19 protein-coding genes and 1 tRNA gene are annotated in these 21,661 nt (G+C 37.4%); 1 reads left to right on the forward strand and 19 read right to left on the reverse strand.

Features of this window, described 5'->3' with window-relative positions:
• Positions 1-19: 19 nt before the first annotated feature.
• The 17 genes from gatB to ACFQ32_RS04925 all read right to left on the reverse strand — a co-directional run bounded on the left by gatB (position 20) and on the right by ACFQ32_RS04925 (position 19,114).
• Positions 20-1,450, reverse strand: a complete 1,431-nt coding sequence (gatB, locus tag ACFQ32_RS04845; RefSeq protein ID WP_046324529.1) for an Asp-tRNA(Asn)/Glu-tRNA(Gln) amidotransferase subunit GatB — start codon at positions 1,448-1,450, stop codon at positions 20-22.
• A gap of 3 nt (positions 1,451-1,453) precedes the next feature.
• Complete coding sequence (gatA, locus tag ACFQ32_RS04850; RefSeq protein WP_046324528.1) at positions 1,454-2,893, reverse strand: Asp-tRNA(Asn)/Glu-tRNA(Gln) amidotransferase subunit GatA; 1,440 nt, start codon at positions 2,891-2,893, stop codon at positions 1,454-1,456.
• A complete protein-coding gene (gene gatC / locus ACFQ32_RS04855) occupies positions 2,893-3,195 on the reverse strand; it encodes an Asp-tRNA(Asn)/Glu-tRNA(Gln) amidotransferase subunit GatC (RefSeq protein WP_046324527.1) in 303 nt (100 codons plus the stop codon). Before gatC ends, gatA begins: the two co-directional genes overlap by 1 nt.
• 14 nt (positions 3,196-3,209) lie before the next feature.
• Positions 3,210-4,349: a CamS family sex pheromone protein gene (locus tag ACFQ32_RS04860; RefSeq protein WP_046325184.1), complete on the reverse strand. Its 1,140-nt coding sequence runs from the start codon at positions 4,347-4,349 to the stop codon at positions 3,210-3,212.
• 13 nt (positions 4,350-4,362) lie between these two features.
• The gene (ligA, locus tag ACFQ32_RS04865; protein WP_046324526.1) at positions 4,363-6,375 is read right to left on the reverse strand and encodes an NAD-dependent DNA ligase LigA; all 2,013 of its coding nucleotides are present in this window, start codon (positions 6,373-6,375) and stop codon (positions 4,363-4,365) included.
• 44 nt (positions 6,376-6,419) lie between these two features.
• Positions 6,420-8,663: a DNA helicase PcrA gene (pcrA, locus tag ACFQ32_RS04870; RefSeq protein ID WP_046324525.1), complete on the reverse strand. Its 2,244-nt coding sequence runs from the start codon at positions 8,661-8,663 to the stop codon at positions 6,420-6,422.
• 78 nt (positions 8,664-8,741) lie between these two features.
• Positions 8,742-9,389: a glycoside hydrolase family 73 protein gene (locus ACFQ32_RS04875; protein WP_046324524.1), complete on the reverse strand. Its 648-nt coding sequence runs from the start codon at positions 9,387-9,389 to the stop codon at positions 8,742-8,744.
• Positions 9,390-9,554: 165 nt separating this feature from the next.
• Positions 9,555-9,640, reverse strand: a tRNA-Leu gene (locus ACFQ32_RS04880).
• Between the two features lie 73 nt (positions 9,641-9,713).
• Complete coding sequence (locus ACFQ32_RS04885; protein ID WP_046324523.1) at positions 9,714-11,465, reverse strand: ABC transporter ATP-binding protein; 1,752 nt, start codon at positions 11,463-11,465, stop codon at positions 9,714-9,716.
• A 77-nt stretch (positions 11,466-11,542) separates the two neighbouring features.
• Entirely contained in the window at positions 11,543-12,199 is a 657-nt protein-coding gene (locus ACFQ32_RS04890) for a MarR family winged helix-turn-helix transcriptional regulator (RefSeq protein ID WP_052724631.1), read from the reverse strand.
• A gap of 213 nt (positions 12,200-12,412) precedes the next feature.
• Complete coding sequence (locus ACFQ32_RS04895) at positions 12,413-13,576, reverse strand: RNA-guided endonuclease InsQ/TnpB family protein (RefSeq protein WP_046324522.1); 1,164 nt, start codon at positions 13,574-13,576, stop codon at positions 12,413-12,415.
• Positions 13,563-14,189 (reverse strand): IS607 family transposase, encoded by a 627-nt coding sequence (locus tag ACFQ32_RS04900; protein ID WP_046324521.1) that lies wholly within the window; start codon positions 14,187-14,189, stop codon positions 13,563-13,565. Before ACFQ32_RS04900 ends, ACFQ32_RS04895 begins: the two co-directional genes overlap by 14 nt.
• Before the next feature lie 211 nt (positions 14,190-14,400).
• On the reverse strand, positions 14,401-14,856 hold the full coding sequence (locus ACFQ32_RS04905; RefSeq protein ID WP_046325180.1) for a SprT family protein: 456 nt from the start codon (positions 14,854-14,856) through the stop codon (positions 14,401-14,403).
• A 1-nt stretch (position 14,857) separates the two neighbouring features.
• Positions 14,858-15,556: a glycosyltransferase family 32 protein gene (locus ACFQ32_RS04910; RefSeq protein WP_046324520.1), complete on the reverse strand. Its 699-nt coding sequence runs from the start codon at positions 15,554-15,556 to the stop codon at positions 14,858-14,860.
• 3 nt (positions 15,557-15,559) lie between these two features.
• Positions 15,560-16,990, reverse strand: coding sequence for an oligosaccharide flippase family protein (locus ACFQ32_RS04915; protein ID WP_046324519.1), 1,431 nt, complete (start codon positions 16,988-16,990; stop codon positions 15,560-15,562).
• A gap of 10 nt (positions 16,991-17,000) precedes the next feature.
• The gene (locus tag ACFQ32_RS04920) at positions 17,001-18,140 is read right to left on the reverse strand and encodes a CDP-glycerol--glycerophosphate glycerophosphotransferase (protein ID WP_046324518.1); all 1,140 of its coding nucleotides are present in this window, start codon (positions 18,138-18,140) and stop codon (positions 17,001-17,003) included.
• A gap of 125 nt (positions 18,141-18,265) precedes the next feature.
• Positions 18,266-19,114: an aldo/keto reductase gene (locus ACFQ32_RS04925; protein WP_046324517.1), complete on the reverse strand. Its 849-nt coding sequence runs from the start codon at positions 19,112-19,114 to the stop codon at positions 18,266-18,268.
• Positions 19,115-19,392: 278 nt separating this feature from the next.
• Here ACFQ32_RS04925 and ACFQ32_RS04930 point away from each other — a divergent pair, with 278 nt between their 5' ends.
• Positions 19,393-20,133, forward strand: a complete 741-nt coding sequence (locus ACFQ32_RS04930; protein ID WP_052724630.1) for a CPBP family intramembrane glutamic endopeptidase — start codon at positions 19,393-19,395, stop codon at positions 20,131-20,133.
• A gap of 193 nt (positions 20,134-20,326) precedes the next feature.
• Here the strand turns inward: ACFQ32_RS04930 and ACFQ32_RS04935 are convergent, their stop codons facing one another.
• Together ACFQ32_RS04935 and ACFQ32_RS04940 are read right to left on the reverse strand one after the other, a co-directional pair.
• Positions 20,327-20,860 carry a ClbS/DfsB family four-helix bundle protein gene (locus tag ACFQ32_RS04935; RefSeq protein WP_046324516.1) on the reverse strand — a complete coding sequence of 178 codons (534 nt, stop codon included), beginning with the start codon at positions 20,858-20,860 and terminating at the stop codon, positions 20,327-20,329.
• Positions 20,861-21,007: 147 nt separating this feature from the next.
• Complete coding sequence (locus ACFQ32_RS04940; protein ID WP_046324515.1) at positions 21,008-21,661, reverse strand: amino acid ABC transporter permease; 654 nt, start codon at positions 21,659-21,661, stop codon at positions 21,008-21,010.

Here is a 21,661-nt window from a genome sequence, read left to right on the forward strand (position 1 = left end):
TTATTACTTCAAAACTTACTTAACGCTTCTGCAATTCTTCATTCAGCAACTTATTAATTATCTTTGGATTGGCCTTGCCCCTGGTTTGTTTCATCAACTGTCCGACAAGATAACCAATTGCCCGATCCTTACCGTTCTTAAAGTCTTCTACCGATTGTGGGTTGTTATCAACAACCTCTTTAACCATAGGTGCCAAGACGCTGGTATCAGATAACTGCACCATACCTTTGTCTTCAACGTATTTCTTAGGGTCCGTACCATTAGCAATAGTCTCTGCAAAGACCTTTTTAGCTATCTTAGAAGAAATCGTACCATCTTTAATCAATTTAATCATGGCAGCTAAATGTTCTGGTGTCAACTTAATATCAGCCAGTTCAACCCGATTATCATTCAAATAACCATTAACTTGAGTGTTCATCCAGTTAGCAGCAAGCTGTGGATCAGCTCCAGCAGCAACCGTTTGATCAAAGAAGTCTGAACTTTCTTTGGTTTGCAGAAGAACATTTGCATCATATTCTTTCAAACCAAATTCATTCACATATTGGTTGTAACGTTCTTCGGCTGAGCGCGGCAAAGTTGATTTGATTTCATCAATCCACTCTTGGCTGATATGATCAGGAGCAATGTCAGGTTCAGGGAAGTAGCGGTAATCTGCATCGCCTTCTTTGACACGCTCCAAAACAGTTTTACCCGTTGCTTCATCAAAGCGGCGAGTAGAAAGTTGCACGCGACCACCAGAAAGGAGAACTTGCGCTTGCCTTTTTTCTTCATACGCCAAAGACTTACGCACGTGTTCAAAAGAGTTCAAGTTCTTCATTTCAACTTTGGTACCCAGTTCCTTTTGACCGGCAGGTCTAATGGAAATGTTGGTATCAACACGCATTGATCCCTCTTCCATCTTAACGTCGGAAGCACCGGTAAATTGCACTATCTTACGCAATTTTTCAAGGTAAGCATAGCCTTCATCAGGATCTGCAATTTCTGGCTCAGAAACAACTTCAAGTAAAGGAACACCTTGCCGGTTTAGGTCAACATAGGAATAACCGTTTGTACCGTGAGTATTCTTGCCGGCATCTTCTTCAATATGCATTTCATGAATTCCAATGCGCTTTTTCTTACCGTGAGATTCAATTTCAACATAACCGTCACGAGCTAGTGGTTGGAAAAATTGGGTAATCTGATAAGCCTTAGGACTATCAGGGTAGTAGTAATTTTTCCGGTCAAAATGAGTTGTTGGCAAAATATGAGCATGTGTGGCCAATGCAACCATGATGCCTAAACGGTAAACGTCCTTGTTAACGTAAGGTAAAACACCCGGCATCGCCCAATCAATTACATTTGTTTCCGTGTTGGGTTTTGCACCATAACTTACTGGCGAAGGTGAAAAAATCTTACTTTTAGTTTTTAATTCAAAGTGAACTTCGAACCCAATCGTTGATTTAAAATTCATCAGTTAATCCTCCATTCCAGTTGGTGTTTTTTCATAAAACTTATTAGTTCTTTCGATAAAGTCAGCAACTTGGAAAATACTGCCTTCATCAAAGCGTTTGGCCATAATCTGCAGTCCTACAGGCATTCCGTCAACTAAACCAGCAGGAACGCTGGCAGCAGGAATACCTGCTAGGTTGGCTGAAATTGTCAAGATATCATTATTGTACATTTTAATTGGGTCAGAAATTTCACTACCGATGCCAAAAGCAGGAGTGGTGGTGGTTGGGCCCACAATCACGTCATTCTCAGCAAAAATCTGATCGAATTCGTCACAAATTAACGTTCTGACTTTAGATGCTTGTCTAAAGAAACGATCATAAGAGCCAGCCGAAAGTGCAAAAGAGCCCAGCATAATCCGCCGCTTAACTTCTTCGCCAAAGCCTTCTGAACGCGACTTAACGTAAACATCTAATAGGTTCTTAGTATCTTGAGCACGGTAGCCGTAGCGAATACCATCAAATCTTTGCAAGTTTGATGAAGCCTCACTTGAAGCAATAATGTAATAGTCGGGAACTACATACTTGGTTAAAGGCAAAGATACCTCAGTGATAATTGCTCCAGCATTTTCCAGAGCATCAATTTGTTCTTGAATTGCCTTGCGCATATCGCCATCCACTGCAGCCATATATTCTTTAACTACCGCTACATGCATACCCTTAACATCTTGACCAATGTACTTGGTAAAATCAGGCACTGCTCTAGTCGAAAGAGTAGAGTCGTGCTCGTCACTACCCGCAATAACATTTAAAACTTGAGCCGAAGTTTTTGCCCGCTTACTCATCACGCCGATTTCATCTAATGAAGAAGCAAAAGCAATTAAACCCCAACGTGAAACGCGACCGTATGTTGGCTTAATACCAAAAATGCCGTTAAACGCGGAAGGCTGCCTGATCGAACCACCAGTGTCTGAACCCAAAGCAGCAACGACTTGGCCCGAGGCAACAGCAACAGCTGAACCACCAGATGAACCGCCTGGTACTTTGTCCAAATTCCACGGATTGTGGGTAATGCCAAAGTATGAATGTTCAGTAGAAGAACCCATCGCAAACTCATCCATGTTGGTTTTACCCACAAAAGTCACTTGCGCCTTTTTCAATCTTTCAATGACAGTCGCATCATATACCGGAATGTAATTATCTAGAATATGACTAGCTGCCGTTGTTTTAACACCATCAGTAATAATGTTGTCTTTAATGGCAATGGGAATGCCAGCAAGTTTATTATGAGCAAAGTCTAAATCACTTTGAGGCTTTGCATCTTCTTGAACAGTAATCCAGGCGTTCAATTTGTCATCTGTCTTTTTAATATTATCAATTGTATCTTGCGCTAATTTGTCGGCTGACAAAGTCTTGTGGGCAAGTTTTTCATTTAAAGAGTCAATATCTTCATTTAAGTAATTCATTACTCGTCCTCATCCTTATTAATAATTACCGGAACCTTAATGAAGCCATTGGCCTGTTCAGGAACATTTTTCATTAATTCAGCTCGATCTTGCCAGTGTTCAGGCTCATCTTCTCTAAAGACAGTATCACGATCAACAACCTGAACGGTTTCTTTCACACCAGCAGTATTAACTTCTGATAATTGATCAGCCATATTAATAATTGAACTCATTTGTTCAGTTACCTTGCTGATATCTTTTTCATCAATCTCAAGCCGCGACAAAGTCGCAACGTGTTTAATTGTATCTTCTGTAATTTCCACGCAAATATACCTCCTTATTCGCCACCATAAATATGGACTTGATAACTGCTATCCCCTGTTTCTTTAGCAACTAAAGCCTGGATATCATTAACGGAACCAATCTTAATTTCGATGGGCACGTTATTAGCCAAATACTTCTTTGCGGTTGATAAAACCAGCCTGGTAAAACTTTGAATTTGCTCATACCCATAAAACTGGGTAGTAATTGTAATATTTTCTTGAGCTAACTTACCATTTTCATAGCGTAAAGTTGCTGTTACACCACTGATATTAGGGAAATAATTTTGAATAGATTCTTTAAAACTATTGAAACTGGAAGCATCACTGCTATTAATTGCTTTTTTACCACCAACCGTTGGTAAAACTTCCGCTTGAGTATTAATAGTTTTCCATTTAGTTATTTTACTACTATTAGCGGCCGCTGTCCCGCTCAAAAAGTAAGTTCCAGCTACTAAAGAATCCTTACTTTCTTTAGCAAAAAGCCCAACCGTAATTGGAATGTTCTTTAAGGCTTTCTTTTTCCGTAAACGAGCCACTACTTTTTGAGCTGCAGCTTGTCCATACTGCTTTTGCTGCTTACGTGAAATTTGTGCCTGGTATTCAGGACCATCTTTTTTCTTTTGATAATAGTCAATTGAATTAAGAGCAAGCCCAATACTAATACCACCTATGTGGTAATTTGAACCGGAACCCGTCAAAAAATCTTGTTCAATTATTTCTTCTAAATAAATTGGTTGGTAATTTTTCTTAGTTCCTATTTTGGGATTAAGGCCAGTGGGATTTGACTTTGACTTTCGTCCCAGCCATTGATTGGCTACAGTGGCAGAAATGTACTGGCCTTCCTGAAAGACATATGAATTTGTTGAATAAACACCTTTAGAAATCTGAACCAAACCTCGTTCTAATTCTCTGGTGTCAACAGAATTATCATTATCAGTCGCTGTCAGGCCAGATATTGGGCTTGTTACATAATGCCCGTTTTTAAGCAAAACAGTATACCCATTATTACCAGTATCAGTAGTTTGATATGTTTTAGGGCTTGAATTCGATGATGTTTTAGCGTTATTCGCCAAGTTGGAATTTTTCAAGTTGCCGCAAGCCGTCAAACTCAATGATATTCCCAAAAGCGTTAATATTTGCAAGTATTTTTTCACTTTAAAAGTTCCTTTATTTAACTTGAGCAATTGCTTCTTCCTCAGTCAATAACGGTACACCGAGCTTCTGCGCTTTGGTGTATTTGGAACCAGCGTCCTGACCATAAATTACATAATCGGTTTTTCCAGAAACTGAACCAGTTACCTTAGCACCAAGTGCTTGTAATTTCTTGGTAAACTCACTTCTAGTATAATGCGCCAGAGTTCCTGTTAAAACGACAGTTTTACCTTTAAAGTAATTGTCAGGGATTGCTGCAGTGTCTGCTGGCTCTGCACCCAGATAATCCATGTTAACACCACTATTTTTAAGTTCATTAACTAGATCTTTAACTTCATCTTGAGCAAAATAAGTGGTTAAAGATTCTGCAATTGTCATTCCTATTGTAGCGATAGCAGCTACATCTTGCACGTCTGCAGTTATAATCTTTGCCATATTTTTAAACTTTTGTGCAATTAATCTGGCAGCCTTTGCACCGACATGATCAATTCCAAGTCCAGTTAACAATAATTCAACGGAATTTCTTTTTGAATTATTGATGGCGTTTAATAAATTGCTGATAGATTTATCTTTAAAATGATCCAGTTTTTCCAAATCAGCAGCGGTTAAATGATACAAATCAGCTACATTATGAACTAGACCATTCTTAATTAACTGCCGCACGATCTTAGGCCCTAAGCCGTCAATATTCATAGCCGGTCTTGAAGCAAAATGAGTTATGCCCTCTTCAATTTGAGAAGGACACGACGGATTAACACAGCGCAATGCTACTTCATCTTTTAGATGAATCAATTTTTCTCCACACGACGGGCACGTTGTTGGAATCGGATAAGGTTGAGCATCCTTCGGCCTTTTAGCTAATACCACTTCTGAAATCTCGGGTATAATATCGCCCGCTTTATGTAACATAACGGTGTCGCCAATACGGACATCTTTTTGTTGCAATAAATCGGCGTTATGCAAAACAGCATGAGAAACTGTAGTACCAGCTAACTGAACAGGATCCATAATTGCAGTTGGCGTTACAACTCCAGTACGACCAACCGTCCACTTAATTTCATGAACCACAGTTTCCTGCTCTTCAGGAGGAAATTTATACGCTATTTCCCAACGGGGCACTTTGATGGTATTTCCTAGTTCTTGTTGCAAATCCAAATCGTCAACTTTTAAAACGATCCCGTCAATACCGTAATCTAGCGAATTTCTTTTAGCAGTATACTCGTCAATAAAAGCAAAAATATCGGCCATTTTCGCAATTCTGCGACCGGTTTGATTAGTATGAAAACCCAGCTGCGTCATCTTTTCAATGGCTTGGTGTTGGCTGGTAATTTCTGCTGGCGGATTAACCCAAGTATAAATAAATGTGCTCAAGTGCCGGTGTTTGGTAATACTTGCATCTAATTGCCGTAAAGAGCCGGCTGCGGCGTTGCGCGGATTAGCAAAAGTTGTTTCACCTTTTTCATCACGTTCCGCATTGAGTTTAGCAAATGGCTCTTTACCCATGTAACATTCACCCCGAACTTCTGTGGTCAATTTTGCGGGCAAGGTTTGCGGTATATCAGAAATATAGCGTGCATTAGGAGTAACATCTTCACCTACTTGACCATTTCCCCTGGTAGAAGCCCTGGTTAATTTACCGTCAGTATATTCTAAGGCAATAGACAAACCATCTATCTTTAATTCGACATTATAAGCAACTTCGTGACCTATTTGTTTTTGCACTCTGTCATCAAATTCCTGCAGTTCTTCTTTAGAAAAAACATCTCCCATTGATAACATCGGAATTTCATGAGAAACCTTAGTAAACTGATTGTCAATCTGTCCCCCTACTTTTTGAGTAATGGAATCTTGTGACACCAGTTGCGGAAATTCCTGCTCAAGTTCAACTAAACGATTATAGTTTTTATCGTACACATTATCTTCAACTTCAGGTGTGTCTTTTGTATAGTAGGCATTTGCCCATTCGTCTAGTTTATCTCTTAGAGCTGCGACTTCTTTTCTGGCCTCATCAAGAGTTAAATCTGCCATTTTCTTCCTCCTGATTTAAAACTATTTTTTTATTTCTGCTTTTATTATACCTTTTTAATTGGTGCAAATGCTGCTAGAAGCCGCTTGATTCCCTTACCACTAAAAGCAATATCAAGTTCCATGTCTTCGCCTTTGCCGTTAACTTTAGTTACAACACCTCTGCCCCAGGACTTATGCTCTACCTGGTCGCCGACATTCCAGCCTTTTTTCTCTGCTCCCACTGCACCAGCAGGTTTAACTTTGGGAGTATAAACCTGTGCACGTGCCCGTTCATCACTATTAGCAAAAGGTGCGGTTTCAGCTTGCAAGTTGGCACTAGTCAAAGTAATTGGAACGGAATTTTCAATATTCAGGTCGTCTTGATCAATTTCTGCTAAAAATCTGGAAGGAGGATTATTTTGCATTCTGCCATACATCATGCGTGAGTATGCATTGGTTAAAAACAGTTCGCGCTTAGCTCGGGTAATACCCACATAAGCCAATCTGCGCTCTTCCTCAAGCTGATCATCTTCCATCAAAGCGCGTGACAAAGGAAAAAGTCCATCTTCCATTCCCACTAAAAAGACTACTGGAAATTCCAGTCCCTTTGCGGCGTGTAATGTCATTAACGCAACTTGATCATCATTATTGGCCAAATCATCTTGGTCACTTAAAAGAGAAACCTCGGCCAAAAATTCACTCAAAGCATTTTCAGCGTCATCATTTTCTTCATATTCATCATCAAAGCGCTTAGTAACAGACAAAAATTCATCCAGGTTTTCTAATCTAGTTTCTGCTTCAATTGTATGTTCAGCTTTCAGGGCAGCAGTATAGCCAAAATCTTGCAGTATTTTTTCAGTCAGACCAGTAACTGTATGATCTTTAGCAAAGTTAATCGCATCGCGTAATTTAGCGCCAAAATCACTCAGTCTGGCGCCTGCCCGAGCAGTAACGCCCGACATACTAATGTGATCAAAGGCTCCTAAAATTGATAAACCGTTATCACGGGCAAAGTCCATAAAACGCCGCACACTAACTGGTCCAATACCGCGCTTAGGGGTGTTAATAATCCGGTTGAAACTCATGGAATCACTGGGATTAGCTACTAACTTTAAATAAGCCATAATATCCATGATTTCTTTTCTATCATAGAATTTATGCCCACCAACAATTTGGTAAGGAACATTTGACTTAACAAAGGACTCCTCAACTGTTCTGGATTGCGCATTAGTGCGGTATAATACCGCAAAATCGTGGTAAGAGCGCTTTTTCTCTTTTACCTCTTCTTGAATTTTGGCAATAATAAAGTGCGCTTCATCGTCGCCACTTTGGGCGCGATAATAAGTTACTTTTGCACCTTCACCTTGGTCTGTCCACAGCTTTTTGGCTTTGCGGTTACGATTATTCTTAATTACGGCATTAGCAGCTGCTAAAATATGACCAGTTGAACGGTAATTTTGCTCCAGTTTGACAGTTTGCACGCCATCATCATGATAGTCCTGCTCAAAATTCATAATGTTTTCCATGTTGGCACCGCGCCAGCCATAGATTGACTGATCCGCATCACCGACAACACAGATATTTTTATATTGTGCAGCTAAAGCATGACACAGTTCGTATTGTGCCTGGTTGGTATCCTGGTATTCATCTACCAGTAAATAACGAAATTTATTTTGATAATAATGTAAAACTGTCGGAGCCTTTTTGAATAAAACCAGAGTTTGCATAATCAAATCATCAAAGTCCATAATTTGATCATTCTTTAGGCGTTTTTGATACTCCTGATACACTTGAGCAGTTATTTTTTCAAAAGGTGAGGCAGCGCTGGCTGAAAATGCATCTGGAGTAAGTAAATCATTTTTGCCATTGGAAATGGCAGACAAAATCCTCCGTGGTTCATACATTTTGGGATTAATATTTTGCTCTTTTTGAATATGTTTAATTAAAGTGAGCTGTTCAGCTGAATCAGCAATCGAAAAGTTACCGCTATAACCAATTTTTTCAGCATCCCGTCTTAATATACGGACACAAAGAGCATGAAAAGTCGACATCCAGATACCGTCAGCCTGCTGTCCCAATAACTTATATTCACGCTCTTTCATTTCAGTAGCAGCTTTATTGGTAAAAGTAATAGCCAAAATATTCCAAGGCGCGATCCCTTTTTCAGCAACTAGATAAGCAATTCGCCGCGTTAGCACAGACGTTTTCCCGGAACCAGCTCCAGCAACGACTAATAAAGGCCCTTCTGTAATCTGTACTGCTTTTTTTTGCTCTGGATTTAAACCTTTTAAAATTGATTCTACGCTCATTCTGAATCCTTTCACCCTAAAATTTATAACTCTTCTATTGTACCAAAAATCGTAATTGTATTTGCTCCCCTGTGCATTCTATTTATCAAAACGGTCAAGATTGTATTCTTCAATTAATTTAATCAGTTTATCTGCATAATCAGGGTCGGTGGCATAGCCGTCCTTGACTAAAGCACGAGCCTGAGCCTCATAATTTTTGGCTGCCAGAACGTGCCGGTACTGCTTGGCATCCCAAGTCGTCCCCTTTTGGAACAAGCGCGCATGAGCCCTGATTGAAGCTTCATAAGAGTCATAGATTTGAAAACGAGCTTTGATTTCAATCCATTTACCTTTTTCAAATTCTTTGGTTTTCAAGACAGCAGAAGTATTAGGGTTATTGCCTTTGACGCCAAAGAGGTTATTGTATTTTTGGGAAAGATCGCTTTTACCATAATCACTTTCGAGACAGGCTTGAGCAATTGTGATACTAGGTAAAAGATCAAAAGATTTATCCACTTCTTTAGCTATCGGGCCAATTTCGCGGATAAACGCCTTATGCTGTCTGATAATCTTTTGTCTTGCCTCTTCACGCGCAAGCTGCTCTTGTCTGATCTGCTCAGACTGAATTGCCTGCCTCCGATAATAACGAAAAGCCACAAAAGCAATTATTAACAAAAATAAAATAATAAAAGTGCGCATAATGATTGCTGTATTAGATAACTTTTTGCTTCTTCGTTTTCTCGCCATTTGTTTTCCCTTGCTTTAAAAAAATCTCTTCTTAAGTATAACCTCTCTTAATTATAAAACTATGCAATATAATTAATTTTTAAAATAAAGTTAGTTGGTTGCAAAATAAATCTGCTTAAAAAAATTAAGCACAAAAAAATGGAGCCAAAGCTCCATCAAAGCAAATGCGGGCAAGAAGACTCGAACTTCCACGATCTAAAAGCGATCACAAGATCCTTAGTCTTGCGCGTCTGCCATTCCGCCATGCCCGCAACACATTCAATACTATAACCCAAAATTGAATTTAGCACAAGAGTTTTCTTAATCATTTTTATTTAAAAGCGGTTAATTTACCATCTGCTCGGTGACATACTTAGCGTATAAACTATGCTTTTGCATCAATTCGTGGTGGGTTCCATGGCCTGTAACCTTACCGTGTTCTATAAAATATATTTGATCGGCATTAACAATCGTCGCCAGTCGGTGCGCAATTACTAAAGTAGTTCTGTTAACCATCAGTTTATCGAGTGCTTGTTGCACTTTTCCCTCTGATTCTGAATCGAGACTCGCAGTAGCTTCATCCAGCATTAAAATCTTGGGATCACGTAAAAAAGCTCGGGCAATAGCTAAGCGTTGCTTTTGACCACCAGAGAGCTTAATTCCGCGCTCACCTATTTCAGTCTCCATCTGATCAGGAAATTCACGGACAAATTGGTCCGCATAAGCCAAAGAAAGTCCATGCCAAAGATCTTCATCGGTCATCTTTTTAGTTAAACCATAAACCAGGTTTTCCCGAATTGTACCAGAAAAAATAGCACTATTTTGAGAAACATAGCCTATTTGGCAGCGCCAATTTGCCAGGTCAATATCTTGAATATCCTGCTCTCCAATAGTAATTTTGCCACTATCCGGTTGGTAAAACCGCTCTAGTAATGCAAAAATAGTTGACTTCCCGCCACCGCTGGGACCAGCAAAAGCGATCACAGAATTAGGCCGCGAAACAAATGAAATTGACTGTAAAACTGGTTCATTTTTCACATAGCTGAAATTCAGATTTTGTGCAGTTAAAGTTTTATTAGTTAAATCGCAGGTCTGTTGACCCAAATTCTTTTCGGGCTCTATTCGTAAAATTTCTTGGATACGTTCAGTTGAGCCTAAGGCTTTTTGAATCTGGGAGAAAAAGGTGGCAAAATTGGCAACAGGGCCAATAACATTAAATAAGTACAGTAAAAAGGCCACTAATGAACCACTTGTTAAAGAACCTTGACCAACGCGAATAATGCCAAAAGCCAAAATGCCGGCAAAAGCAGCCATCATCAAGGTCATAATGATTGGCTGTAAAACAGCTTCGACGCGTGCGTCTAAAACTCCAATGGTGAAAATTTTATTGATTCGGTGATTACCAGCTTCCTGCTCATGTTTTTCACCGTTACTGGATTTAATTAAGCGGACCTCAGATAGTTTTTCACTGACCTCACCATTAAATTTGGCTGTTTCCGCTTGTAGTTTCCGACCTAGTCTCACCATTATGCGACCAACCGGTAATAAAATTACTACCACAATAGGAACTACGACAAACATTAAGGTGGCCATTTCCCAATCCATCACAAATAAAATGATTAATGAGAAAAATAATTGGATTGCGCCGGTAATAAAATTAGGAAACTGCGAAGCCAGTAAATCTTTTATTATTCCAGTATCATTGACTAGTCGCGAGCTGCTTTCACCCACTTTATTAGCATCAAAATAAGTAACAGGTAATTTTAACAGGTGAGCCCATAACCGTTCACGCAGGGTCTTGACTACGCTTTCACCAAAATAGCGCAGTACGTATCCGCCCAAAGTTCCTAAAACTAGCTGCAACACAAAAACTACAATGATAATAATTAAACTTGAATAATTAAAGTTATCCCATTTACTAGTGTCCACCAGCTGCCTGGTTAATAAAGGTAATGCTAAATTGGCTGCACTTGTGACAAGACTAAGTAGTAAACCAATTATGAACAAAGACTTTTTCACATTTAAACTTTTTAGCAGGTCTAAAAAGTCACTAATTTTAACATTTTGCTTTCCATCTTTACGTGACCCAAATGCCATAAAAGATACCGGCTTTCCTTATTTAGACTAAATAAAAAAGTTTTTCAATAATTGAAAAACTTTAATCATGTTGCTAATTATAAATCTTCATCTTCATTATGCCAAAATTTACGCCAAAAGTCGCGGTCATAACCGTGCATCTTATCATAATCGCAATAATTTCTGTTAAAATCAGTGCGAGGAAAGTCATGATGGTAGTGATGCCGTTCATGCATATGATGACACATAGCGCGCATATCTGATCTTGAAAAGTTATGCTCAGCGGCATATTCACGCCATTTTTTAATTCTTTCCATCCGATAGGCCGGATCAACAAAAGAACTGGCTTTATCCTTAAAATCATCATCCCAGCCCGCAGCAATTTTTTGCAGATACTGACCGAATTGGTCTTGCTCTTCTGCAGTTAAACCGGCAAAAAATGGCGCAGTATCTTGCTTGGCTTTTTGTTCGGCTAACTTTGTGGCCTTTTCTTTTCCGCTCTCTGTTAGATAAACTCGTTTAACCCGTTTGTCTTGCTCATCAACTTCACGTCGGATACCGCCCTTTAACTCCATTTTTTTCAACAATTCTGCTAAAGACCCGGGCTTCAGAGCCAAAATCTCAGCCAGATAATTTTGGGTTAGGCCGTCTTCCAACTTTAAGATTGCTAAAACTCGTTTTTGACCAGATATCGGCTCTTTATTCTGAAACATGTAGTAGCGACTGGCACGCATAATAAAATGAAGTTGTTTCATTAATTGATCACTTGTTTGACTCATTATTAAGCTGATATATAAAACATAGAAGAAAGCAGAATTTCTTGTTTTTTCTACTTTCCGAAAGAAAATATTTTTCCTTTCTTTATTTTACTTACTGTCGTCTTCATTAGTTTTCTGATATCTCTCTTGAGGTGATCACATTGACTAACTCTTACAGCTTGAGGACATATCCTGCCCCATTATTACTTTTTACTTGGCTAGTGCTAATAAATTACGCACCGCATTTTCATCACGATCGGCTTTATAGCCACACTGATAACAAATATACTCATTGTGCTTAGTATGGTGCTTAACATTGCCTGCTAGCTTGATCTTTTCTGGACCAGTTTTAATGTAACCACAGTTAGCACAACGTTGTGTGGATGGGTATAAGCGGCTTGCTAAAACCAATTCTTTACCATACCACTTGCACTTATAAACTAATTCCTGCCGAAACTTTCCAAACATTGAACGATGTAAACCTTTAGATGCTATTCCCATTTTCATTGCTTTAACATCTAAATCTTCAATGACAATTTGATCGTAATCAGTTACTAACTTAGTCGTGAACTTTTGCAGTAAATCAGTTTGAATATTATTAACTTTACGATAATCACGTTGCAGTTTGTTTTTCACTGCTTGGTAATTACAACTTTTAAGAGCTGTTTTTAAACCATTTACTGTTCGCTTACGTGCCAGTTGACGTTGATAATGTTTGATACGCTCATATAGTTTAACTAGTTTCCTAGGTAAAACTTGTAAGTTACCGCCCGTCCAATTAAAATGACCAACATTTACATCAACTGCAGTTTTTTGACCAGTTTTTGCCTTTACCTTAGGCTCAAATTGATAAGTTAAAGCTGCTGTATAATGTCCGCTCTCTTTTAAGATACTAACGGTTAACAATTTCGTCATTTGTGGCTTTTCTGCTAGTTTAATATCAAACCAGTCTTCTTTAACCACTCCTCGAGGACGGTCTAAACGTAACTTGCCATTAATAATCTTAGCTCGATCTGTTTTAAAGCCTTGACGGGCCGCCTTTTTGCTTTTGAATTGTGGCTTGCCCCAATCAGGTTGAGCTTTGTCAAAAAAATTCTGCCATGCCTGTGCCAAGTCTTTAATTGCTAATTGCAAGCAACGAGCTGATAATTTATCTTGCCAATCTTCTTTGTTAGCGACTAATTCATTACGTACTCGATATTGGTTGGGCTTAGGGTTATCTATTGGATTAATGGTATTAGCTTCATACATATCATTCCAAGTAGCTAAGCCCTGATTCCAACAATAACGACGATAGTCGCACAAGGCTACAAGCTGCTTAGTCATTATCTGATTAGGACATAATCTGACTAATTGAGTTTTAGTTACTATCATCAGTATCTTCCCCAACTAAGCTTTTATCAGCTTCCAAATGCTTCTTATACTTACGTAATCCGTATAAGCGACAAGAAAAAACTTGAATGATACTTACTAAGTCATCAACCAATTCTTGATCAGGAGAGGTCTTTTTACGATTTAAAACAATTATTTTAGTACCATGCCGTTCACAAAAACCAGCAAACCAATCATAACCAAAACGAATAAAACGATCTTGATAGGTAATATAAATTTCACTTACTTTACCTGCTTCGACTTCTTCAAGTAGCTTATTCCAAGCTTTACGCTTGTAATTTAATCCGCTGCCAATATCAGTTATTGCTTCATCCATAATAATGCCCTTGGCATTTAAAAAGGTTTGAATAAAATCAATTTGATTTTGCAAATCTTTCTTTTGCCCATAAGTTGAAACTCGAGCATAAGCGATAATTTTACCTTTCTGCTTACTACCGGATTTATGCAAAATTTGTTCGACTTGTTCTTCAGTGTAATAGCGACGATTAGTTGGTGTGCGGTGTGCAACTAATGTTTTATTACTATCCCACTTTTGTAAAGTACGGACAGTAACACCAAGCAATTTAGCCATTTCACCAATCTTATAGCTAGCCATATAACAATCCTTTCTATGTTTTGTTCTTTCTTAAGATTATTATATAGCAATTGCCTATTTTTAACTATAATATTCTATAAAATTATAAACAGTTATTTCCCTCCTTTAAACTAAAATAGCAAATTGTTAGGTACCTAATATGTTTTACAAGTTAATTATAGTTTGGTACCTAACATTTTGTCAAATCACAAATTTTAAAATTGTTTTTAATTCATCCGTAGTCAACCAGCTTCAATTTACCTTTACAATGACCACACGCATATTGTCGCAAATCTAGCCGGCGAACTCGCAAATACTTTTGTCCGCAAACTGTGCAAACGTATAAGTATTTTGCTTTGCTTTTGCGTCTAAGACCAATATCTGGTGTATATCTTGATCCGCCAACTTTATTAAGCAAAGCTTTAAAGTCATGGTCTTGATGACGATATCCTCTGTGATTTAAATGTAAGTGATAATGTGTCAATTCGTGCTTAATTATACCGATCAACTCTTGGTAATATTGCGGCACTAAAAAATGCGCATTAATTTCAATGTGGTGATCACCTAAGTGATACCGACCACCAGTTGTTGTCATGCGCTTATTAATTTTTACTTGGTGCTTAAATTGTTTGCCAAAATATTTGAAAGAAATTTCTTCCACCAAGATCTGCAATTCTTCTTCAGTCAGATTATCTGAAAACTTTGGCATATAGTGCTGCCTCTTTTTTCGTTTTGATCCTGACTTTCAGAGCCGTCACTAATTTTCTTTTTAACGGCTTAGCTCCTTCCATCCATGTGCCGGTAAAAACATGGATGGTCTTTGACTGCGCAGAAGGATTACAAAGTACGCCATCCGGATAAACGTGAATACCCGTCTTTAGCTTCTGTTCCTGATTATTGGGCTGTGCGCCATATTTATTTTTTAAAATGTCAGATACGGAAACAGTATTCACTCCTGCTAATTGGTCTTGTTTGTCAAACGTAAAATTACGGTCATCATAATAAGAAAGCATGTCTTTAATCAGTGGATGACCTTTTTCCGCTCCAAATACTGCTGTAAAAGGATTATCCTTATTTTCAAAGCCGACAAAAGCTTTATTAATTAACAAATCGTGTAAATTATCCAAAACTAAAACATCCGTATCCAGATAGATACCGCCCATTTCATAGACTGCTTTAGCTCGAATGTAATCTGAAACAAAGGCCCATTTTTTAGCTTGATATGCTTGTTCTACATATTTATTTTCGTGAATATCAAAATTGTGTTCGTTCCATTCAATAATTTGATAATCCTGCAAGTGCTTTGACCAGGTCTTCATGCAGCGCTGAATATTTTGTGGTTTAAGGTTACCCCCTACCCACACATAATGAATTATTTTGGGAATCATTTATTAACCTCTGGTAAAAAATTTTTTCAATAATAAAATTATGTCTTGGTTAAAATCAAGTTTTAACAAAAACATTAACGCGATATATAAAACAAACATAATGATTGATTTGCAGAGCATATTAAGAAATGCCGAAGCAAACATTTGGGGTAAAAGAAGACCCAATGCCAAAACAATAACGGCAATTATAAAATACTTAGGAATTTCACGAAAAGAGTATTTAAAATCATAACCATCCCGCACAATCCACAAACGCAAAAGTAAAACTATAAACTCGGTTATTAAAATTGCTATCATAGCACCTGTTGCACCGTACAGTTGATCCAGAAAATAGCTTAATATTACTTCCAAGAAAGCACCAACTATGACTGGAATGGCATAATCGCGATCTCGATGATTGGCAAGCGCAAATTGATTAGCGAATACTCCGCCAGTTGGAATCATAATGATAGTGAGAGTAAAGAAAAACATCAATGGCGTCATAGGAATGAATTTATGACCGAAAAAGAAGGGTACAAATTCCTTGGTATTAGCCATAATAATAACTGCAAACAAAGTTCCCAGCATCACTGTCGCTTCAAGGGACTTTTTTAAAACTATCCGTTGTTCTTTTTTCCCCTCACCAGCCATTTTAGGCATGATTACCAGAGAGATACTAGTGACGATCCCCAAAACCATGTTAGAAATTCTTTGGGAATTGTCATAAAAGGCAACCTGCGTCGAATTTTGAAAGAGACCCAAGATAGGTTTATCGAGAGAAGTATAAATTTGGGTAGCAATTTGCGGAATTAACAGGGTAATGATTGCTTTAACAGTTGCGCGATATTGGTAAAAATGTTTGACCGGCCCACCAACATAGCGGTGAATGTCAAACCAAAAAACAAATGATCCTAGCATTGTTGAAACTGACATGATCAACATGTACTTCCAGAGATCGCCTGGATTTTTTACCCATAATAAGATCAGAATGACAGAAACCAGCTTAACCGCAGTATTTTTTAACACAACACGACCAAAATCAGCTAATCCCTGAAAGAACCACGAAATATCAACTTGAGCGGAAATAAGATATGGCACCATTAATAGTAAATATTGACCGTACTTAATCTTAAAAAAGCTGGTAACAGCAATTACTATCACTATTGTGACGAATCCAGCTATGGCCTGAAAATACCATAAGCCCCAGAAGGCCTTGGTTAAATCCTGCTCGCTGCCAAAGGCTCTAATCTGAGAAATTGTCCTCATCCCAATATAGGACACTGAAAGAGTACAGAAAATCATTAAAAACTGAACAATATTATTGACGTTGCTGTATATCCCATATGTTTTGGGACCTAAAATTCTTGAAAGATAGGGAACTGTTATTAACGGTACTAATACCAGAAAAATTTGGTAAACCGCATTATACAGAATGTTTAAAAAAGTTCTTTTCACAACTTACCCTCTAAATACTCTTTAACAACTGAACTACATTTGCGCAACTTGATTGGTCCTGAACCTGATTTGTTAATTCTAACCAGTAACGCCGTTTCGCACTGTATTGATCTGGCATTGCCAGTGCTTGCATAAGCTCATGCTGTGTCTTTACACATATTCCAGGTACAATTTCTTCATAAGGTCCCATTAAAAGACCACGCTTTTCTTCGTATTGCCGTAAATAATTGGTTATAAATATTATCGGCTTATCAATATTTAAATAATCAAAATAAATTGAGGAAAAATCTGTAATCAAAAAAGCAGTATTGCCCAAAAGCTGGTAAAGGTCAATATCTTGCCGATATAAATAATCATTATTAAGAAAGGCAATATTAGAGTAATCACTCTGCAAATGCTTAAAAAGTTTCATTTCATAAGGGTGAAGCTTCACTACTAAATATTGGTGATTCTTTTTTAATGAATTATTTAACTGCTCAATGTTAAAATCAAACAGCGTTAAAAAATTACCCTGCTGAACTTGCTTCATAATTTGACTATCTTCCATTTCATAACGAAATGTTGGCATATAAATACCAATTTGCGCCTCATCATCCTCGGTTTTAAATAAATCACCAAGTAGCTGTTTTTTACTAATAACTGAGTTTTTCAAAGCATCAATACGAGGAAAACCAGTTTTATGGTACTTATTAGATTCAATTCCGCAGCAGGCACTCATCAAGCTTTCATACAAATCGCTGCTTGAACAAACTATATCAGCATTCTTTTGCCACAACTTAGCATTGCGCAGGTCAACTTTGGAACTAGTATTATTAGCCATGAAGCCCATGCGTTTAAGTGGTATACCATGCCAAAATTGGATATTAACCTGCCTGGCATGAACTTTGAACGGCTGATGTGTGGTGAACACAAATTTTGCTGCACCAATGTCACGCCAAGTTTTAAGTGGCAAATGTGACGATGGCCAAGGTTCTACAATAGTAACCTCATATTCGGGATGGTTTTTTTGTAAATATTTACCAAACAGATAGCCATTGGAGCCAGAACGACCTGCACCATTAAGAACAACCACTTTATTGTTTTGTATTGGTGTAAAACGAGCAATTATTTTCATTGCCAACAAATATAAACGAAACAAAAAATTTTTCATTATTTAACTTCCCAATTTATTACCTAGTATAAGGGTACAGAAAAAGCCTGAGATAACTCAAGCTTTTTTACTTTATTTTTTAGTTTTTTAATGATTATTGCTTATAAGGACAATTAAAACTCGTTTTAATAAATTGCCAGGGGCTCTTTGTGTTCAGGCTTAGGATATGCCTTTTCTAAAATTTGCAGGTCTTCCGGAGTTAACTCAACATCTAACGCTTTCAGATTAGATAATAAATGCTTTGAACTACTGCTCTTTGGTATTGCCAAAACATCGGGCTGTTGCATGACCCAGGCAAGTAAAATTTGATAAGTACTTGCCTTGTGTTCCTCAGCAACTTGTAAAACAGCCTCGTTTTTCATCATTGTGCTGCCCATTTTTGGTCCACGTCCTAAAGGACTATAAGCAATTAGTGGAACGTGATGCTCTCTTTGCCAAGGTAAAAGACTATATTCAATTCCCCTGGTTTCTAAATTATATAAGTCCTCATTAACTACACAATTTTGGCCTTCCGGCAGTTGCCATAATTCCTGCATATCGTCTATATCAAAGTTCGATACGCCCCAAGAGCGAATTAGTCCCTCATTTTGTAAAGCTTGCAATTCAGAAACGGTCTCAGATAAAGGTACCATTCCCCGCCAATGATATAGATATAAATCCAGATAATCAGTTTGGAGCCTTTGCAAACTGTTTTGCAAACTTTGCCGCATTTTTGATCTAGACGCATTTTGCGGTAAAACTTTAGAAATCAAGAAGATTTTTGCGCGTTGATATGGTTTAATGGCTTCCCCCACCAACTCTTCAGAGCGACCATTTCCGTACATTTCAGCGGTGTCAATGACACTTAAGCCTGCATCAAGACCGGCTCTAATTGCTGCTATTTCTTCATCTCGAAGTTTAGGATCATCTCCTATTTCCCAAGTACCTATTCCCAGCGCTGGTAATACTTGATTATTAATTGTGACTTTTTTCATATAATGAACCTTCTTAATTAGTTAAATAAATATATTTTGAGATATAAAGTTGATGACTGCTGGTTTTAAATTTAATATAAAACAAATTAAAATACTGTTAGCTTCCAAGATAATTGTAGCACTTAGCCAGAAAGTTTATTAATTTATAGGTTATTTTTGAATTTTAGCGCAAGGCAATTTAGCTAAAAATTAAATTTACTTTGTGATGCTTTCACAAGCCAGCAAATTGTCTTTTGCAAAATAACAATATAAAATCAAAAACAAAAGGAAGAATAAACATGGTTAACAATTCAAATAGTTCATATAAATTATCTGGTAAAAAATGGCTGATAATATTGCTCTCAAATTTAATAGCATACTGCTGTTTGATTATGCCAGGTGTGCAAATCCCGGATTCTCTAATTTTTGACGAAAATCATCCCACTTTAATAGCAGCAGGCTTTCAAATCTTAGTAGTAACTGTCTTTCTGATGATTCAAATAATCGGAGTGCAAATTGCTACTGGGAGTAAATGGCAGCAATTATTTCTTACTCCTCGTGCCAAAGAATGGCTGTGGGTTCTAGTCTTTTTCATTTTAGCTTATTTCGTATCCGTTGTTTCAGGAGCGATTTCTCAGAAGTTGTTTGGTGCTGTTTCCGGAAATGCAGCCGCAGGATTAACTATGAGTACACCCCACGTTTGGCTCATTTTCATTTATCAGCGCTTCAGCAGTGCGATTCAAATATTAGGTGAAGAGTTTTTAGCAATTATGCCACTGTTAGCTGTGACCCAATTAGCTGATTCTATGCACATGCCACTCCCGCTTTTTTGGGGCAATATTGCTTCAGCTTTAATATTTGCTTTACTTCATTTGTCAACTTATGATTACAACTTGGGCTATGTTATTTTAGGATTAGCATTTACACGTCTGGTTTTAAACTGGGCTTTTATCAAAACCCACAATATCTGGGTAAGCTTCTTAGTCCATTTCTTGTTCGATACATTAGCTTTCCTAGTTTTATTATTAGTAACAAAGTAACAATAATTATTGACTAACAAAAAAATGATAGCCGTTGAACATAGTTCCAGCTATCATTTTTTATTTTGTAAAACATTAAAGCAAAAATTAATTTCTACTGCTGCAAATAATAAAAGTAAGGGTAAAACAATGAACATTAAAAAAATGGTCAGTACTTTCAGAGCAATGCTAATCTTTATGCTTTTAGTTACATTTATTTCAATGATCTTTGATATTTACGCAATTTTTTCAGCGCCCACTCATAATGACTGGAAGTATTTGCAATAAAGTACGTACCTAAAGCGTTTGTTCCGGTCCAGGGAAATACATTCTTTTGAAAAAGTTGATCGTCAGTAAAAGTATCAAGCAATGCCATTGTTTGCTTATGACTTTCTGCCAATAATTTTTCAGCTTCATCTAGCGGAGTAGATTGGTGCTTTTCCCAAAATTGCTGATTCATTTCACCATAATTGCGCCAATTGTACCCTTCTGGTAAAAATTCTTGTGCATGACCGGCCTGATTGTTTTTAACCCATTCCAGTAATAATCTCTGCCATTCATATAAATGAATCAACACGTCACGAACATTGCGATCTCTTTTCCAATGGGCTTCTTTTAATTTACTAGTATCAAAGTTGAAGCTACCTGTGCGAGCATCTTCCGGCAACTTAGAAATCAAAGCAACAATCTTTTGGTAAGATGCATTACTTGCATCTATTAATTCTTGTTTGGTTTTAGGACGAGGCATAAGTTCTCCCTTTTAAATTTAGTTTTTATCTTTATAGTATTTTAACATATATGATTATCTAATAATAAATATTTCTAGCATCTTCTTAAATATTAAAAAAGCACCTCACAATTAGTGAAATGCTTTAAATAATAAAACGATCTTCCTTTAAGACAAGTGTTTACCAATCACATTACCAATAATTGATAATGTAAAACAAACAGCAAAATATAAAACCGCAAGTGCAGCAAACATTGGTAAGATATAGTTTGCATTTTGTCCGTAAATAACTTGTGCATGTTGCATCATTTCAGGAACAACAATAATCGTTGCTAGAGATGTATCCTTAATGAGGGAAACAAACTGACTAATAATTGCAGGAACCATATTCTTGTAAGCTTGTGGCAAAACAACATGCCATAGTGCTTGTACAAATGACATTCCTGTAGACCGAGCCCCTTCCATTTGACCAACAGAAACAGACTGAATACCCGAACGTACAATTTCAGCAATCATACTCGATTCGAAAACAGTCATGGCGATTATCGCTGCTGGAATTGTTTCTGGTCTTAAGCCAAAGTTAGGTAGTCCAAAGTAAGTAAAGAAGATAATTAGAAGTAACGGAATATTACGAATAATATCAATTACAAAGCCAACAATCTGTGAAACATACTTTATTTTAGAATACCTGATTATGCCTAAAATTGAACCAAAAATGAAACTTAAGATAACTGAAATTACTGAAATATAAATAGTTACCCAGAGGCCCATTAACAAAAAGCGCACATTAAGCCATGAAAAGGCATTAATCCAATTTTGCAT

Origin of the sequence: Lactobacillus melliventris, from assembly GCF_042679465.1 — a bacterium.
Taxonomy (GTDB): Bacteria; Bacillota; Bacilli; order Lactobacillales; family Lactobacillaceae; genus Lactobacillus; species Lactobacillus melliventris.